Source organism: Bartonella sp. AP258QHHD (assembly GCF_042196145.1).
Lineage (GTDB): Bacteria > Pseudomonadota > Alphaproteobacteria > Rhizobiales > Rhizobiaceae > Bartonella.
In genome coordinates this window covers 195,273-214,420 of the sequence record NZ_JBHIPR010000014.1, presented here as the reverse complement: position 1 = coordinate 214,420, position 19,148 = coordinate 195,273, and the positions used below count along the sequence as shown (strand labels likewise).

Sequence of the window (19,148 nt, the reverse complement as noted above, 5' to 3'; positions counted from 1 at the left end):
AATGAAAAAGTGGCAAAATATTAGAAAAGTTGTTTTGGCTTATTCAGGTGGATTGGATACGTCAATTATTCTTAAATGGTTGCAAAGTGCGCTAGGTGTTGAAGTTGTAACTTTTACAGCAGATTTGGGGCAGGGGGAAGAGCTAGAACTTGCTCGTCGTAAAGCTGAAATGCTAGGTGTTAAAGAGATCTACATTGAAGATTTGCGCGAAGAATTTGTGCGTGATTTTGTGTTTCCGATGTTTCGAGCCAATACCGTTTATGAGGGGACTTATCTTTTAGGAACATCAATTGCACGTCCACTTATTTCAAAACGCCTTATTGAAATTGCTGAGGAAACAGGGGCAGATGCCATTGCTCATGGAGCAACAGGAAAAGGCAATGATCAGGTACGCTTTGAGCTTTCCGCTTATGCGCTTAATCCTGATATAAAGATTATTGCTCCATGGCGTGATTGGGATTTTAAGAGTCGGACAGATCTCTTTGAATTTGCTCGTATTCATCAAATTCCTGTAGAAAAGGATAAGCAAGGTGAAGCGCCTTTTTCAGTGGATGCAAATTTATTGCATTCTTCATCAGAAGGAAAGATTTTAGAAGATCCAGCACTTCCTGCTCCTGAATATGTCCATATGCGTACTCTTTCGCCGGAAGATGCTCCAGATCAAGCAACCAGAATTACTCTTGGCTTTAAAAAAGGCGATGCTGTTTCAATCAATGGAAAAAATTTATCACCTGCAACTTTACTTGCAGAGTTAAATCATTATGGGCGCGATAATGGTATTGGTCGGTTAGATTTGGTAGAAAATCGCTTTGTGGGTATGAAATCACGGGGTATTTATGAAACACCAGGTGGAACCATTCTTTTGACGGCTCACAGAGCTATAGAATCTTTAACGTTAGATCGTGGCGCAGCTCATTTAAAAGATGAATTGATGCCACGTTATGCAGAACTCATTTATTATGGATTTTGGTTTTCGCCGGAACGTAAGATGTTGCAGGCAGCTATTGATTTATCTCAAGAACATGTTGAAGGTGAAGTCACGTTAAAGCTTTATAAGGGGAATGTAATTATTGAAGGGCGCCAAAGTAAAAAATCACTTTATTCCAGTGAGTTAGTAACTTTCGAGGATGATCAAGGTGTTTATGATCAAAGAGATGCAACTGGTTTTATTAAATTAAATGCTCTACGTTTGCGTACATTAGCAATGCGTCATCAAGGTGATAAAGAAAAGAAATAGAAAATTACGGTGACAAGTGTAATATGGATTAGTGCTTTTGTATGAAATGCCTAGTTTAAGCATTTTTCTGTTGGTTTTTACCGTTCTTTCGTTCAATACTAGAAGCTTATCTTCTGCGCTAATAAATATAATAAGCAAAACCCATGATAATAATAGCAATGAAGGCTTCGATAATCAAAACAGGTCAATTTTGCTTTATAATATTGAATGTTTTTGATTTTTATCAGAACAAAATATATTTATAACGAGGGCGGTTTTTGTATAGTGACTTAAGAGTATAAAGAAATTTTCATCTTTTTGCTTGCTATTATTGACGAATAAATTCAAGAACCATACACCCTATTTTGAAAGAGTGTAATTTTTAGGATAAATAATGATGCGTGATCAGTGTGATACCCTCAACCTTACGCCTGAATTAAAAGATGCAGCTTCTCAATCGAGAACTTGGCCATTTGAAGAAGCACGTAAGATTATCAAACGGTATGAAAAAACGGGTTATCCAGACAGTGTGATATTTGAAACAGGTTATGGCCCTTCTGGTTTACCGCATATTGGAACTTTTGGGGAAGTTGCACGTACAACCATGGTGCGTCATGCATTTCATATTCTCACGGAGAATAAAGTAAAAACAAAATTACTTTGTTTTTCTGATGATATGGATGGTTTGCGCAAGGTTCCTGAGAATGTGCCTGATCGCGAGAGGATGGAACATTATCTTGGTCAACCGTTGAGCCGTGTACCCGACCCTTTTGGAGATGATTATCCTTCTTTTGGAGCGGCAAATAATGCGCGGTTACGGGCTTTCCTTGATCGTTTTGGTTTTGATTATGAATTTGCAAGTGCTACGGATTATTACAATTCCGGTCGTTTTGATGAAACACTTTTGAAAATCCTTGCCTGTTATGACAAGGTTATGGCAATTATTTTACCAACATTAGGTGAAGAACGGCAAGCGACCTATTCACTCTTTCTACCGATTTCTCCCTTTTCTGGAAAAGTATTACAGGTACCGATGATTGCGCGTAATGTTGAAAAAGGGACTGTCACTTATATTGAACCTGAAACAGGAGAAACCATAGAAACAGAGGTTACGGGGGGCAAAGTTAAGTGTCAGTGGAAGGTAGATTGGGCAATGCGTTGGACAGCACTTAGCATTGATTATGAAATGGCCGGAAAAGACCTTATCGATTCCACAAATCTTTCTTCTAAAATTTGTAAAGTATTAGGTGGAACCCCCCCAGAAGGATTCAACTATGAGCTCTTTTTAGATGAGAAAGGGCAGAAAATTTCCAAATCCAAGGGAAATGGCTTAACCATTGATGAATGGCTTACTTATGCCCCAACAGAGAGTTTAGGGCTTTATATGTTTTCAAAACCTAAAACAGCAAAAAGGCTTTATTTTGATGTTATTCCTAAAGCTGTAGATGAATATTATGCTCATCTTTCTGCTTATGGTCGTCAAAAATGGCAAGAACGGCTCAGTAATCCTGTATGGCATATTCATAATGGTTGTCCACCGCAGGTTGATTTGCCTGTATCCTTTGCGATGCTTTTAAATTTGGTAAGTGCTTCAAATGCAGAGAATGCAGAAGTTCTTTGGGGTTTTATTTCTCGTTACGCTAAAGAAGCAAATGCACAAACTTATCCAGAACTTGATCAATTGGTGAAGTTTGCCATTAAATATTTTGATGTTTTTGTTAAACCAAACAAGAAATTTCGTATACCAGATGATAGCGAACGAGCAACATTAGCACAAATTGATGAAAAATTAGCTCATTTACCTGAAACTGTTGATGGCAACATATTACAAAATATGCTTCTTGATGTTGCAAGGTTAACGGAACGCTATCAAGATCATAGCAAAAAAAGCCCTGAAGGTGGGCCTGGTGTTTCTAATGTTTTTTTTCAAATGTTGTATGAAGTCCTTCTTGGACAAGAGCGAGGTCCACGATGGGGATCATTTATAGCGCTTTATGGGATTAATGAAATGCGTGCACTGATTGCTGAAACACTTGCACGTCCTGTGGAGGAATAATGGAACGAAGAGTGCAGGAAGTAAAGCGACGCCGTACATTTGCAATTATTGCTCACCCAGATGCGGGGAAAACAACATTAACAGAAAAGCTTTTATTGTTTGGTGGTGCTATTCAACTTGCAGGAGAAGTAAAAGCCAAAAAAGATCGTATTCAAACCCGTTCTGATTGGATGAATATTGAGCGTGATCGTGGTATTTCCGTTGTGACTTCGGTGATGACGTTTGAATATGAAAATCATATTTTTAATCTCCTAGATACTCCAGGACATGAGGACTTTGCGGATGATACGTATCGCACTCTCACAGCTGTTGATAGTGCTATCATGGTATTGGATGGGGCACGCGGAATTGAGCCAAGAACACTGAAATTGTTTGAAGTATGTCGGATGCGGGATATTCCTATTGTTACTTTTATCAATAAAATGGATCGTGAGGCACGTGATCCTATAGAGCTTTTAGATGAAATTGAAGAAAAGCTTGCTCTTGATACCGCCCCCATAACATGGCCCATTGGGTCGGGTAAAGATTTTGTCGGGACCTATGACCTTCATCATAACCGTTTTCGCCAAAAAGATGATGAGATAACACAGCGGATCGTTTCAAATCCCAGTGAGGTTGTCCATTTACTTCCCCAATATCAACGTTCCACTTTTCTTGAAGGAGTAGAACTCGCTCAAAGTGTTTGCAAGAATTTTGATCTTCAAGCTTTCCGTGAAGGTCATATGACACCGGTTTATTTTGGTTCAGCTTTGCGAAATTTTGGTGTTCGTGATTTGATCAATGCGCTTATAGATTTTGGTCAAAGTCCTCGTGATCAAAGTGCAGATCAGCGCAATGTCATAGCAACTGAACCTAAAATGACGGGATTTGTTTTTAAAATTCAAGCGAATATGGACCCTAATCATCGTGATCGTATTGCATTTTTTCGGGTATGTTCTGGAACACTTGAACGTGGTATGAAAACAAAGTTGGTTCGAACAGGAAAACCGATGACACTTTCGGCTCCACAATTTTTCTTTGCGCGTTCGCGCCAAATTGCTGATCAAGCCTATGCTGGTGATATCGTAGGGATCCCTAATCATGGAACATTGCGTATCGGCGATACTTTGACTGAAGGAGAAGATATCCTCTTTAAGGGAGTACCAAATTTTGCACCAGAGATTTTGCGTCGTGTTTGTTTAGGCGATCCAATGAAAGCAAAAAAGCTCAAAGAAGCTTTGCAACAAATGGCTGAAGAAGGGGTTGTACAATTGTTTATTCCTGATGATGGGTCGCCTTCTCTCATTGGTGTTATTGGTGCTTTGCAAATTGATGTCTTAAAAGAACGATTAAAAATAGAATATTCTTTGCCAGTGAATTTTGAGTCTGCGCGCTTTAATTTATGCCGTTGGATTTCAGCGCAGAGCAAAGATGAGTTGCAAAAGTTTCTCAGCAATCACCGCTCTGCTATTGCGTATGATTTAGAAGGTGATCCAGTTTTTTTAGCGGAGAACCATTTTTCATTAAATTATGAAGCAGAAAGAGCTCCTAAAATAAAATTTTCTGCTTTTAAAGATTATCAAGTACGCTCTTAAAATAAAGAAGAATTTTTTATGTAACAATTTGGTTGATAATGATTTTTCATATTGAGTTGGGGATCTGAATATTGTTATTTTTTCTGAAAACAAAAGGAGTATGTAAAGAACACTTTCAGATTGCACTGTATAAAGAATACGGTAAATTTATTTTATAATATTCAATAAGTTATAATATATTTGTAATTGTAACGTCTTTTAAAATTTTGATATATTTTTTCACAATAGCTTAAGACAAGGTCATATATTTCAGTATTTTGAATGTCAGCTAAAAATCTCCTGTATAAATAGAGCTTTTCAGTTTTTTCTTGTATGAAAATTGTATACAGTCAAAATAAAGCAAATAATCAATAAGATGAAATTTGTTATTCCCAATATGAGATCATATGACTTATAAACCACGTGTCTTTTCTATATCTTCTGGAATGGCTTTTTTGCCTCACTTTGTTGAGGCACTGCTCTCCGGTACCCTTATTGATAATTTCGCTCCCAATGGAGACATTCAAACTGCCCTTGCCGATAGCCTTATTTATGTTCCGACACGTCGTGCTGCTCGCGCTTTACGTTTAGCCTTTGTTGAAAGAAGCGATACACAATCAACTTTCTTACCAACCATTCGTGCTCTAGGAGATGTCGATGAAGACAGTTTCCTTTTTGTTGAAAATCATACCAGCACTCTGAATCCACCCATTGGAAAAAGTGAACGCTTACTGCTTTTAGCGCGCCTTATTCGCCCATGGCGTGAAAATTTACCTGCGCATCTGCGTGCCATGTTTGGTACAGAAGATGTACTTATTCCGGCTCATAGTGCTGATGCAATTTGGCTTGCTCAGGATTTAGCGCATTTGATGGACGAAATTGAAACAGAAGGAGCAGATTGGTCGAAACTTAAAGATATTGCACCTGATATGGTCGCTGAATGGTGGCAAATAACGCTCGACTTTCTGACTATTGTTACGCAAAATTGGCCACAAATCTTGACCGAAAGGCAACGAAGCAATCCCGCGGAATGGCGTAATCAAGCACTCACAATGCATGCAGAGACTTTGCGATGCACGCAGCCTGATAAACCTATCATTGCTGCTGGTGTGTCAGGTTCTATGCCCGCAGTTTCTCATCTTTTAAAGGTTATAGCTTCTCTGCCCAAAGGGGCTGTTGTTCTTCCTGGCCTTGATCTTCATATGGATGAAGAACAATGGAATGCACTAAGCACAAGCAATAAAGAAAAAACAGCTTGTGATTGTTTTGATCCTGCAGAAAATGTTTTTAGCCATCCTCAATATCATTTAAAAAAACTTCTAACTCTCATGGAGTGTCAACGTCATCATGTTTGCGAAATTGGCCAACAAAGTATAACAAAGAAAAAACGAATGGCTCTTTTATCAGAAGCACTCCGACCTGCTTCTACAACAGATAAATGGATACAAATTATCCGTGATGATTATGAAAATCTTTGTGCAGATTGGTCATTTATTGAAGCTATAAATGAACGTGAAGAAGCTCTCGCTATAGCTGTTACCTTACGCAAAGCTATTGAAGAACCTCAAAAAACTGCAGCCCTTATTACAAATGACCGTAATTTAGCACGCCGTGTTGCTGTGGAATTACAGCGATTTGGAATTGAAGCAAATGATTCAGGCGGAATACCACTTGCACAAACATTGCCTGTAACTCTCTTACGACTTATCTTAGAAAATGTATTGCAACCTGATGATCCCATTGCTTTTCTTTCTCTTCTTAAACATCCCCTTACAACACTCCAACAAAATCGTCATCGTTTACGGGAAATGGCAGAAAATTTTGAACTTTTTGTTCTTCGAGGGAATACAGGGCGTATTAATCTTTGCGAATGTGATCAATTTCTTGAAAAATGGATTGAAACATCTTTTCATAATAGTTCTGAAAATAACACCCTTGATCAGCAGAAATGTGAAGAAGCACGTCTCTTTTGTCATCTTTTAAAAAAAGCTGTTGAGCCTTTAACGTCTCTTATGAAACAAGAGAAAGAATGCACCATCAATGAGGCTGCAATAGCAACTGTTGAGGTTTTTGAAAATTTTGGTCGCAATGAGGATAATTCTCTTGCACATCTTTATCAACATGAAGCAGGACAAGCCTTATCAAATTTTTTGCGTGAATTGGTCAGTGATCAATCGGGATTAACATTTCATCTTTGTGAATGGCCCGCTATGTTTTCTGCCATAATAGCAACCCGTTCCGTCGCACCTTCGCCTGGAGGACATCCACGTTTATTCATCTGGGGTACTTTGGAATCGCGTTTGCAAACGGTTGATACAGTGGTCATTGGTGGTCTTAATGAAGGATCATGGCCGATATCAACCCGAAATGATGCTTTTTTATCGCGACCGATGAAAATGATGTTAACTCTGGAACCACCAGAACAGCGTATTGGTCTTTCCGCGCATGATTTTCAATGGGCGATGGGAATGGATAAAGTGGTGATGAGCCGAGCACTACGAGTTGATCATGTTCCTTCTCTCCCTTCACGCTGGCTACAACGCTTAGAAACTGTCGTAGGACAACAAGTTTGGAAACAAATCCGTGCACGAGGTGAAAAGATACGCCATTGGGCAAAGATGCTTGACAATACGGACATGTCTGCTTGTGCAACACGCCCTTGCCCTGTGCCACCCATTGCAGTGCGTCCACGTCATTTTTCCATCACCGAAATAACAACGTTACGCCATGACCCTTATGCCATTTATGCTAAAAAAATCTTAAGGCTCAAACCACTTAAAGCCCTTATTCATGACCTTGGTGCTTCTGAACGCGGAACACTTTATCACGCTATTCTTGCAGATTTTTGCACACAAATAAAAAATCTAAATGCTGCAAATGCATTAGATGTGTTGCTCGCTATTGGACGTAAAGAATTTGATAAGTTTAATTTGCCTGCTGATGTTGAAACAATCTGGTGGAATACATTTGAAAATCTTGCTCCCTTTATTTTGCAATGGGAACAAAGTCTAGAACCCCGAATACGACATTCGGAAGTGGAATCGCAAAAAATACCCATAGGTACAACAGGGGTAACTCTTTCAGGACGTGCTGATCGTATTGATATATTGCCAAACAAAACGGTTGAAATACTTGATTTTAAAACGAGTACACCCCCTTCATCAAAACAGGTTCGCGAATTATTATTTCCACAATTAGCATTGGAAACCGCTCTATTAATGAGAGGAGCTTTTACAGATTTTCAAAATCTGTCCCCCTCAAAACTATTTTATATTCCTCTTAATGGAAAAGGTAAGATTACTCCTCAATTAATTCTTTCAGAAAAAGCGGAAAAAGATCACCAAAATGTTATTAATCTTGGTGAAAGGGCGTGGGAACATCTTATCGCGTTAATGGAGTATTATCAAAATCCACAACAAGGCTATCTTTCACACGCAGTCCCTATGTTAAAACAATATGAAAGTGACTATGATCATCTGGCACGCTTATGGGAATGGTCAAATGGATTTCATAAAGGAGATCAATCATGACTCTTTTTTCTATTCCTGAAGCAGCCCTTGATGCACAAGCAACAGCAACACATCCAAAAACACATGTATGGGTTTCTGCAAATGCAGGATCTGGAAAAACCCATGTTCTAACCGAACGCGTTATTCGTTTGCTTTTAAACGGTACTTCTCCAGCACGTATTTTATGCCTTACTTACACGAGAGCCGCCGCCGCTGTTATGCAATCGCGGATTTTTCGCACACTCTCCAGCTGGAATGAACTCGATGATGCACAGCTTAAAGAAATCTTATCGAAGTTTGAAAACAAACCTATCAGTGCAACAAAAATAACCTATGCGCGCCAACTCTTTGCTCGTGCTTTAGAAACACCTGGTGGTTTGAAAATACAGACTATTCACGCATTTTGCGAATCTCTCTTGCATCAATTTATGCTAGAAGCCAATATTGCTGGACATTTTGAACTCATAGATGATATCAACCGCAAGAAATTACTACAAGAAGCCCGCTGCCAACTTTTAAAGCATCATGATATACAACCCGCTCTAAAACAGCTGCTTAAGGTTATCAGTGAACATACTTTTAACCAATTGCTGTATGAAGCAGCTGAAAAGCAACATAAACTGTCTGATTTTTTGTCTTCTCTTCTGTCTGAAAATGGAGAAGAGAAATTGCGGGCGCTGTTTAATTTAGCACCTGATGATACAAATCAGCAATTACTAGAAAAAATTCAACAGACTGCTCGTCTTCCTCTTTATGCTCTTAACCATTGTGAAACCCATGGGAATAAAAACACTAAGAGTATCATTGAAAAACTTCCCCAATTAGAAACTGCTTGTGATGAAGAAACTATCATTGATATTGTTTCAAATATTTATTTTACAACAGAAGGTAAACCTCGTAATTTTGCACTTATATCGTCTAAAAAATCAGATGAAATTTGGCCTTTTATTCAACAATTGATTAAAGATAAACAAAGCAAGCTTTCTGTTCTTTTAGAAAAATATCACTGTGCAAAAGTTGCCACCCTCAATATGGCTGCTTTTCAGCTTTGTGCCCTTTATCTCAAAATTTATGCAAATTTAAAAAAAGCCAATGGTTTTTTAAACTTTGATGATCTCATTGAGCGCACACTCCATTTGTTACAGCGCAAAGGTGCAAGCCAATGGGTGCACTATAAACTTGATAAGGGTCTTGATCATATTTTGCTTGATGAAGCACAAGATACGAACCCTGATCAATGGAAAATTATTCAACTTTTAGCGCAAGAATTTTTTACAGGTCATAGTCAACGTGACAATATACGTACTCTTTTCGCTGTTGGAGATGAAAAACAGTCTATTTATTCCTTTCAGGGCGCTGCACCAGAAAATTTTGCTGCAAATGGCAAAATTATTCAAAAAAAAGCACAACAAGCAAAGCAGAAATTTGAAAAAATACAATTGAATTACTCTTTTCGCTCCACAGCCGATGTTCTTAAAAGTGTGGATCTTGTCTTTGAAACACCAGAGAATTATAAAGGGCTTTCAGCAGAAAATACAAAAACCATACACGAAGCTATCCGTACTCACAGTCCAGGTGAAGTTATTTTATGGGATGCCATTTCTAAAGAAAAAGACGAATTTCCTGATGATTGGCATGTAACTGTTGATCATTTAGATATACCAGCAGTACGTTTGGCAGAAAAAGTTGCTGAAACGATTGCAGGCTGGTTACACAAAGGAGAAATGCTTCCAGCAAAAGGGCGGTTATTGCGTGCTAGTGATATTATGGTTTTGGTTCGTAAGCGTGATCAATTTGCCCTAGCGCTTTCTCGTGCCCTTAAACAACGCAATATACCCGTCGCTGGTGCAGACCGTTTACAGCTTATAAAACATATGAGTGTGCGTGATTTAATGGCACTCGGACGTTTTGTTTTGCAACCACAAGACGATTTGTCTCTTGCTTGTGTTTTAAAAAGTCCACTCTTTGCGCTTAGCGAAGAGGAACTTTATCAACTTGCCGCTCACCGTACAGGCTCCCTTTGGAAAAGCCTTTGTGAACAGGCATCGTCGCATATTCCTTTTAAAGATACTTTTGAAAGCTTGAGTCAATATCGTACTTTAGTGGATAAAATACCAGTCTTCGAATTCTATAGTCATATCTTAAATGATGATAAGGGACGACAAAAAATTTTAGCGCGCTTAGGCTCGGAAGCCAATGATGTGCTTGATGCTTTTATGGACTACACACTCGCGATTCAAAAAACGGGGTTACCAGGATTACAAGCTTTTTTGGAAACATTAAGTGTCAGTGAACCAGAAATTAAACGTGAGTTTGACCAAAATCATGAAGAAATTCGCATCATGACTGTTCACGCCGCAAAAGGACTGGAGGCTGCTGTTGTATTTTTAGTTGATCCCGGTAGTGCGATTTGGCATCCCCAGCATTCACCTCACTTGCTTGAAGTTCCCTTGAACAATGCATATTTGAGTGACCAACAAGCTTTTATCTGGCGCCCTAATGCAGAATTCGATACAATGCCTTCTAAACAAGCAATTTTGCGTTTAAAAGAGCGTGCTGAAGAGGAGTATAGGCGCCTTCTTTATGTAGGAATGACACGCGCTGAAGATCGCTTGTTTGTTTGCGGGTATAAAGGTCCGAAAACGCCATCTCATACATGGTTACAACTGGTAAAGAGAGCTCTCGAACCACATGCGGTAGCTATAAAAGGTCCTGCGGAAGATATTGCAGCTTGGCGTTATTGCATTACACCGCCTTCTTCTACTTCTATAAACCAAAAAATTTCTTCCGTTGAGTGCCAAACACTTCCACCTCTACCAGACTTTTTCTCCCATAAAGTACCAGCAGAACCAGTGTTACCAAAACCGTTAAAACCGTCAGTGGCGAGCCTTTCCATTGAAGCTGATACAGAGCTGTCCTTAAGTCCAAAACAGCTTACCACTTCACCTGTTTTAGGAGCCATGAACACAAACAGAGCTTTTTCCATTGAATATGGTAATCTCGTTCACCGATTGTTACAGTATTTACCCGATTGTCCCCCACAAAAACGTCGAGATTATGCTCGAAACTATCTCAATATCAAAGCCTCTCATTGGCATGAGAGCCAAAGAGAAGATGCTCTTTGCCATATTTGGAAAATATTAGATCATGTTTATCTCAAACCCCTTTTCTCTGAGCATTCACGTGCTGAGGTCTCCTTAATGGGTATTGTGAAAATTCGTGGAAAAGAACAAGCAATCTCTGGTCAAATTGACCGTCTCTACATCACGCAAAACAGCGTTATCTTTGCAGATTTTAAAACAGGAACCCCGCCAGAAAATGAAGCTGCTATTGCTTCTCATCATTGGTTGCAAATGGCTCTTTATCGAAAGTTATTGCAAGCTATTCATCCCGATAAAGATATACAGGCTCTGCTTATCTACAGTAAAGAAGCCAAAATTTTTAAACTTCCTCCAGAAAAACTTGAGGCATTTCTTAGTGAAGTTGCCTTATAAGTTACTCTTTTCCTTGCAAAGCATTTTTACATTTTATTTACTTTCATAAAATCGCTCAAACAAACACAACGCACAATCCCTAGTGTAAAAAAGTCCTTTAATAATTTATCTTTGCAATAACTTGATATGAATTGTTATTATACCAATCTATAAAAGGTGAATATAAAGGATAAATCAATGACGTGTATAAAAGTTGATAAGGACAATTTCGAAAGTGAAGTTCTAACTTCTTCCACCCCTGTTGTGGTTGATTTTTGGGCAGAATGGTGTGGCCCTTGCAAAGTGATTGCTCCAATGTTGGATGAAATTTCAATAGAAATGCAAAATCAAGTTAAAATTGCTAAGGTAAATATTGATGAAAATCCGGAACTGGCTACCCAATACGGAGTACGTTCTATCCCTACATTATTAATGTTTAAAAATGGAAATATTTCATCGAATATGGTTGGCGCTACCTCTAAAGGACGTCTTTCTGAATGGATAAAAGATGGGCTTAGTTAATTCCACGTATAATTACTATAAAGGAGAGAAATTTTGTCTCTCCTTTTGACTTTTTTAAAATATTCTTTTTTGCATTATGTTATAATGAAAAGACAATAAAAATCAAAATTTTAAATGAATTTAAGAATTCGTGCTTTTATGCATGATTCAATTGGCCATTTTTTATAAAAAATTGCTTTGTATGAAGAATATATGCAATTCTTTCCTTATAGGCGCGTTAAAAATATTGGGTGAATGATAATTTCATTAAAGGTATTTCTTCTTAGATAAGACTATTGAGATAGATAGTGTTTTCAACACATAAAGGGAGATTTTAAGCAAAAACTTTGCAAATTACTTTTCTGAAGCTCACAATTTTTAAGCAGAAAGAGACAAGCAATTCACTACAGGTTATATAATGCTCTTCTAAAGGGTTATCACTTCAATTTAAAATTCTCTTATACTATTCTCTAAAATCAAAATTGTAGGTATCAAATTCTCTAAAATAAATTGATGAATTTCTATAAATTAACGGCTGTCCTTTGCAATTTATGTCATTGTTATATAAAAGAGTCATCATTTCGTTTCATCTTCCATGGTTGGTGCCTCCATGAAGCCTTCTTTATGTTGTCTATCATCTCAGATTTCATAGGTAGTACTGAGGTATTATCAAATTAAAAAATGATGATGTTCATGTTTTTTTAAAATGTACGAATTGCGAAAGACTGTTGCAAACATTCAATGGAATGGGGGACTGCTCTCAATGTCACATGGCGCCCATGAACTTCATATTGTAAGGTAAGTGCGAAAGTGGCAAGCTCTAAAAGAGCTACACTTCTTTCTGGCCATTCAACAAGTAGAATATTGTTCTCGCGTGCTTCATAAAGCCCTAATTCATCAATTTCTTCTGCCATAGAAAGGCGATAAAGATCAGCATGAATAATTTCAAACTTTGGAAGTTGATAGCTTTGCACAAGAGTAAAAGTAGGGCTTGGAACATCCATAGTGTTATCGTTCGCAAGTGTTTGAATGATTGTACGTGCAATGGTTGATTTTCCAGTTCCAAGATCTCCTTGCAGCGTTACAAGATCTCCTGGCTTTAAAGAAAGAGCTAAATTTTGTGCAAAAAGCTTTGTTGCCTCTTCATTTTCAAGAAAAAAACTAAAATTCATTAAAAGTTCCATGAAATGGATGAAAAATTTTTGTTATCATAAAGGTTAAAATTAAAAAATCGTATCTCCTTTGGAGAGTGGGAAAAAACATTTAACTGTTGTTCCTTTTCCAGAACCGGTAAGAATTTCAACATGTCCACCGTGTAGTTCAACGAAACTTTTTACAAGGGAAAGGCCAAGACCCGCTCCCGCACGCCCACCATGGTGTGAATGGGAAGAAAAACGTTTAAAAATACGATCAAGAACGTCTTCTGGGATGTCAGAGCCCTGATTGTGAACGCTAAAGACAATGTTATCATCTTGTTCATCGACGCAAAATTCAATAGTACTCGCCTCCGTTGCAAAATTAATAGCATTACTCAGTACATTCACAAAAATTTGATGCAAGCGCTTTTCATCAGCAGAAATAGAATTTAAGGAAGGAGAAATTTGTTGTAAAAGCGTAATATGCCGTCCATTAAGGCGATCTTCTACACGTGCTACTGCTTGTATCATAGCATCGGCAATGTTAACCGATTTTATGTCCAACTCCATAATGCCTGCATCAAGGGTAGCAAGATCAAGAATATCGTTAACAATATTTAAAAGAGTTCCTGATTCTGAATGAATATGCCCAAGATATTCTTGTTGACGTTTATTGATAGAGCCGAAAATTTGATCACGTAAAATATCGGAAAATCCAATAATATTGGTGAGAGGTGTACGCAATTCATAGGAAACATGTTGGACAAATTCATTACGCAAACGATCAGCACTTTCTAATGCTTCATTTCTTTCTTGAAGAGCACGTGCAACATGGACAGTATCTGTAACATTCACAAAAGTAAGCATTGTTTGTCCATCGGGAAGAGGAACCAGAGTATAGTCAATAATCATATCATTTTTAAGATCTATACGACCTGAATATGTTTCACGTTTTTCAGCAAAACCGGTAATGAATTTGGTAAATTGATCCCATTCTTGTCCTAAGGTTAAGGCTGAACAATGGCTTTGTAACTGTGTAATATGGGTCCCTTCTACCAGTAAATTATAAGGAAGAGACCACAATTTCGACAAGGCAGGATTCGATAAACGAAGGCGTCCATCAGTACCAAAAACAACCACGCCTTCGGAAAGTTTATCAAGTGTTTCACCTTGTATTTTAATAAGTGTATTATAACGGCGTTCAAGATCAATTTTTTCTGTAAGGTTTTCGTAAAGCCAAGTGACACCTCCTTGTGGATGAGGGTTCGAGATAACACGCACCGTACGCCCATCTGGAAGATTCCAAATTTGTTGGTTCGATTCTGTTTGTCGATAGGCTTTAAAAAGTTCTTCTTTCCATGCGCGCCAATCGGGGTGTTCAGCAATGAGCCCTTTTTCACGTAGACGTTCAAGAAATAATGTATGGCTTGGTTCACTTTCTAAAAAGGAAGTCTCCAACGGCCATAAAATTTTAAAAGCATGATTACAGAATTTTAATTTTTGGTTTGTATCAAAAATAGCTACAGCTGTTGAAATTTGGTCAAGTGTTTCACAATGGCTTTGAAGAACATAACTTAATTCATGAGCAAGATTTTCATATGCGCTGTCATCACGCGCAAAAGCTGCCATCCCTTCGGCTGTTGTAATACGTGTGAGATGAAAACGATGTCGTTCTCCATCAATAACTGTGTGAACATGTTCTTGAAAAATTGTTTCTATTTCATCTGTTTTGCGTTGTGTATTTTCATTGAAAAGATCCCCCACTTCATCACTGCCTTCACGAAAATCTGTCATTTCTCTAAAGGCGCGATTGATAAAACAAACTTTTCCTTCACAATCTTTTATCCATACGGGCTCTTGAATAAGATCAAGAAGATTACGCTGCATTCTCAGTTCAGTAAGAAGGCGGGCGATATCTTTCTGTAAACGAGCATTTTCACTCTGTTGTTTTGAGATATCTTGAAAACGAGCAATAGCGACTGTTCCTGCGATGACTCCTGTAACTTGTAGCGGTACATTGTTTGTGGTGGTGATAGAAAGATCAAAAGGGTGACATTTACAACGTAGTTGAGTCAATGCATAATCAAGTTCTCGCAGAGAATTTTCTTCAACCCAGAGCTCAAAACGCTGAAAATCTTTCTGGTCGATTCCTATTTTTTGCAATGCAGAAAGGGCACCAACGACACGGGGTAAGGTTGTTGGATTTTCCCAAATAAGAAGGAATTGCTCGGTTTCTTCCAGAAGCCATTCATAATATTTAAGTTTTTCAGAAAAATTTGCCTGAATTATCTTCAAAGGCTTCTGTGCAGTTTTTGTTGCACGCATAATAACAGCTAGGCACGTGAGAAGTGAAGCACAAGAAATTCCTCCACACAGCGCTAAAAGCAGCCATGGACCATTCGGCAAAGTGAAGAAAAATGGTAAATAACCTTCCAATGACTGAGCAAAAGCGCATGTTGGAGAAAAAAAGAAAAAAAGGCAAAATATATACGTATAGATTCGGATCTCTTTTTGAGCTTTTTCTTTGGGGTTATAGTCACCAAAGCTGAGCACGGCATCTTTCCCTTTTTTAACCCAAGGAAACGTATTAGTAACGGTAATGGTTTGGTTTATAAGGTCCTTGTGGTGAGACTCCAATATAAGCGGCTTGTTCTTCTGATAAAACACTTAATTTTATTCCTAACCGATCTAGATGTAGACGTGCAACCTTTTCATCAAGATGTTTAGGCAAAACAGTGACTTCATTTGTATAGTGTTCTGAACGGGTAAAAAGTTCAATTTGCGCTAAAACTTGATTAGTAAACGAGGCTGACATGACAAAAGAAGGATGCCCAGTCGCATTCCCGAGGTTTAACAAACGCCCTTCAGAGAGCAAAATGATGCGTTTTCCATCGGGAAAGGTGATCATATCAACTTGTGGTTTAATATTTGTCCATGGCAAATTTCTAAGGGCAGCGACTTGGATTTCGTTATCAAAATGACCAATATTTCCAAGAATACACATATCCTTTACTTGTCGCATATGATCTAAACGAACAACATCTTTATTGCCTGTTGTCGTGATGATAATATCAGCACTGGAAGCAGCATCATCCAAATTAACAACTTCATAGCCATCCATAGCGGCTTGAAGAGCGCAGATAGGATCAATTTCTGTTACTTTAACACGAGCCCCAGCACCAGAAAGAGATGCTGCTGAACCTTTTCCTACATCACCATAACCACAGACAATGGCAGTTTTACCAGCGATCATCACATCTGTTCCACGTCGAATACCATCGACCAATGATTCTTTACATCCATATTTATTATCAAACTTTGATTTAGTGACGCTATCATTAACATTAATAGCAGGAAAAGGTAGAAGTCCTTCTTTTTGTAACTGATAAAGACGGTTTACACCTGTTGTGGTTTCTTCGCTTACACCTTTAATTGCTGCGCGCTGTCGTGTAAAAAAACCTGGCGTTGCATCCATACGCTTTTGTATTTGTTTGAAAAAAATTTCTTCTTCTTCTGTTTTGGGATGCGATAAAATATCTTTATTTTGTTCTGCACGACTTCCCATTAAAATATAGTTTGTGGCGTCAGCTCCATCATCTAAAATAAGATTGGAAGGATTACCATCTGGCCATTGGAAGATTGCATCTATATAAGTCCAATATTCTTCCAATGTTTCACCTTTAATGGCAAATACAGGAATGCCTGTTGCGGCGATAGCTGCTGCTGCATGGTCTTGCGTAGAAAAAATATTGCTAGAGCTCCATCGTATATCGGCGCCAATCGCTTTTAATGTTTCAATTAAAACAGCTGTCTGAATTGTCATGTGCAATGAGCCAGAAATACGCGCTCCGCGCAAAGGTTGGCTGGAAGAAAACTCCTTACGACAAGCCATCAAACCAGGCATTTCAGTTTCAGCAATATCAAGTTCTTTACGACCATAAGCGGCAAGTGCAATATCTTTGACAACAAAATCTTGAGCTGCCATTCTTCATTCCTTTAAAATAAGTTTTTCCAAGACGGTAGGAGAAATTAAAAAAAAATGCAAGACAAGAAGAGGACTTCTTTATGTGAAAAAGCTCTTTTAAAATCTCCATAAATTTGTGCAAAAAATATGCATTTATGGATCTGAATAGTGATATTACTGACAGAATAAGAGATCTTCATGATAAGTCTTATTATATAAACAAAATTCTATCCTTTTCACGTAACTTTAAAGCTTTTAAAAGTCTCCAGAGGGAATACCTTTTAAATAATAAAAATGGTGCATTGCTTTACAGTTTTTATATTGATTTTTATGGGATAATATCGAAAGTAGTATACTCGTATTCTACTCACTTATGCGGTTGTTGAAAAAGGAAGAATTACTTTAATCTCATTATTAAGCTTTTTAGCAAAATAATATAAATGCAAAGCCATAGATTATCATGTTTATGGATAGGCAGTTCAGAATCGGTTCTTTAGGATTCCAATGTTGAACCTGCTCTTTGATAAAGACAGTTTATAAGAAGTGCTTTTCTCCTGTTTTCAACGATTTTTATCAAAAGACTATAGATATACGATTAAACATTTTTTGTGATACTAAATGGAGCATTAAAAATGCAAAAACATCACTCTATTGAACACTCTGATTCTAAAACCGCTAACAACGCGCTATGAATTATAAATCAAATAATTAACTCAGTTTTGGAAGAATTTATTCTAGACGAGTAGGTTTTGGGAAAATTGACCATGTGGACGAAATCGCCAGAGATAACTTGGCAAGAATGCTGCCATTGCTCTAGGAGTAACTCCTACTCCTTCTAGCGTATATCCATTCTCTATAGCTTCTTTAGAGACAATGTTATCCATTTGCAAAAAACGTATCTGATTGGCTGTTACGAGTGTTGGTACAAAAGGCAATTTACCGATTGTTCCCAAAATTCCTCCAATCAATAGACCGACAGAAAGAGGCATAGATAGGATTGTTTTTTTACGACGAATGATTTTAAGTATATTTTCAAGAGCATTTTGGAGGGTGATAATCTGGGGACCACCAAGATCATAATTTTTTCCCCAAGCAACCTGTCCATCTAAAGCGCGCACGATAAACTCAGCAACGTCACCAACATACACGGGTTGCAATTTGCTTTGTCCACCTCCAAAAAGAGGCATAATTGGTAAAAAACGTGACAAATCTGCTAAGGTGTTAAAGAAACAATCCTCTGGTCCAAAGATAACGGATGGACGGATAATAATTGCTTGAAGATGCTTGTTATGAATGATTTGTTCACCCATAAACTTAACACGTGCATAAAGACATGAAGCATTCTCGTTAGCCACAAGTGTTGACATATAGATGAGCGGAATACCAGTTTCTGCTGTTAATTCAGCAACATTGTAAACACCATCAATTTGTGTGTTTTTAAAATTCGATTGATTTGCTTGTTTTAAGCTACCGGGTAAAAACACTGCCGCATCAGCTCCAAGCAATGCGCGTGCAACAGAGGCACGATGCTTGATATCTGTTTTAAGCATTTGGGTTTGTCCTACTTCTCCTATTTGGAGCATATAATAAGCTTTTTGTGGACAACGAACAGCGATGCGAACGCGATATCCCCGCTTAGTCAAAGTTTCAACGACATGTCGTCCTACAAAACCGGATCCGCCAAAAACAGTAATGAGTTTAGGATGTTGATAAAGTGCACAATCAAGTTGCATGATTAAA

Annotated in this window: 10 protein-coding genes; 6 read left to right on the top strand and 4 right to left on the bottom strand. The window is 38.0% G+C overall.

Features of this window, described 5'->3' with window-relative positions:
• The first annotated feature begins 1 nt into the window (after position 1).
• The 6 genes from ACFIMM_RS01820 to trxA all read left to right on the top strand — a co-directional run bounded on the left by ACFIMM_RS01820 (position 2) and on the right by trxA (position 12,329).
• Entirely contained in the window at positions 2–1,237 is a 1,236-nt protein-coding gene (locus tag ACFIMM_RS01820) for an argininosuccinate synthase (protein ID WP_375612782.1), read from the top strand.
• Positions 1,238–1,610: 373 nt separating this feature from the next.
• Positions 1,611–3,272, top strand: coding sequence for a lysine--tRNA ligase (locus tag ACFIMM_RS01815; RefSeq protein ID WP_375620882.1), 1,662 nt, complete (start codon positions 1,611–1,613; stop codon positions 3,270–3,272).
• Positions 3,272–4,846: a peptide chain release factor 3 gene (locus ACFIMM_RS01810; protein ID WP_375638149.1), complete on the top strand. Its 1,575-nt coding sequence runs from the start codon at positions 3,272–3,274 to the stop codon at positions 4,844–4,846. The genes ACFIMM_RS01815 and ACFIMM_RS01810 overlap by 1 nt, the downstream gene beginning before the upstream one ends.
• Positions 4,847–5,232: 386 nt before the next feature.
• On the top strand, positions 5,233–8,355 hold the full coding sequence (gene addB, locus ACFIMM_RS01805) for a double-strand break repair protein AddB (RefSeq protein ID WP_375692587.1): 3,123 nt from the start codon (positions 5,233–5,235) through the stop codon (positions 8,353–8,355).
• Complete coding sequence (gene addA / locus ACFIMM_RS01800) at positions 8,352–11,828, top strand: double-strand break repair helicase AddA (protein WP_375682593.1); 3,477 nt, start codon at positions 8,352–8,354, stop codon at positions 11,826–11,828. Before addB ends, addA begins: the two co-directional genes overlap by 4 nt.
• A gap of 177 nt (positions 11,829–12,005) precedes the next feature.
• Complete coding sequence (gene trxA / locus ACFIMM_RS01795; RefSeq protein ID WP_273790200.1) at positions 12,006–12,329, top strand: thioredoxin; 324 nt, start codon at positions 12,006–12,008, stop codon at positions 12,327–12,329.
• A 680-nt stretch (positions 12,330–13,009) separates the two neighbouring features.
• Here trxA and tsaE read toward each other — a convergent pair.
• The 4 genes from tsaE to ACFIMM_RS01775 form a co-directional block, all read right to left on the bottom strand.
• Positions 13,010–13,480, bottom strand: a complete 471-nt coding sequence (tsaE, locus tag ACFIMM_RS01790) for a tRNA (adenosine(37)-N6)-threonylcarbamoyltransferase complex ATPase subunit type 1 TsaE (protein WP_375682592.1) — start codon at positions 13,478–13,480, stop codon at positions 13,010–13,012.
• Positions 13,481–13,531: 51 nt separating this feature from the next.
• Positions 13,532–15,997, bottom strand: coding sequence for an ATP-binding protein (locus ACFIMM_RS01785; RefSeq protein WP_375692586.1), 2,466 nt, complete (start codon positions 15,995–15,997; stop codon positions 13,532–13,534).
• 34 nt (positions 15,998–16,031) lie between these two features.
• Entirely contained in the window at positions 16,032–17,429 is a 1,398-nt protein-coding gene (gene ahcY / locus ACFIMM_RS01780) for an adenosylhomocysteinase (protein ID WP_375620877.1), read from the bottom strand.
• A gap of 713 nt (positions 17,430–18,142) precedes the next feature.
• Positions 18,143–19,141, bottom strand: a complete 999-nt coding sequence (locus tag ACFIMM_RS01775) for a complex I NDUFA9 subunit family protein (protein ID WP_375671718.1) — start codon at positions 19,139–19,141, stop codon at positions 18,143–18,145.
• Between the last annotated feature and the right edge of the window lie 7 nt (positions 19,142–19,148).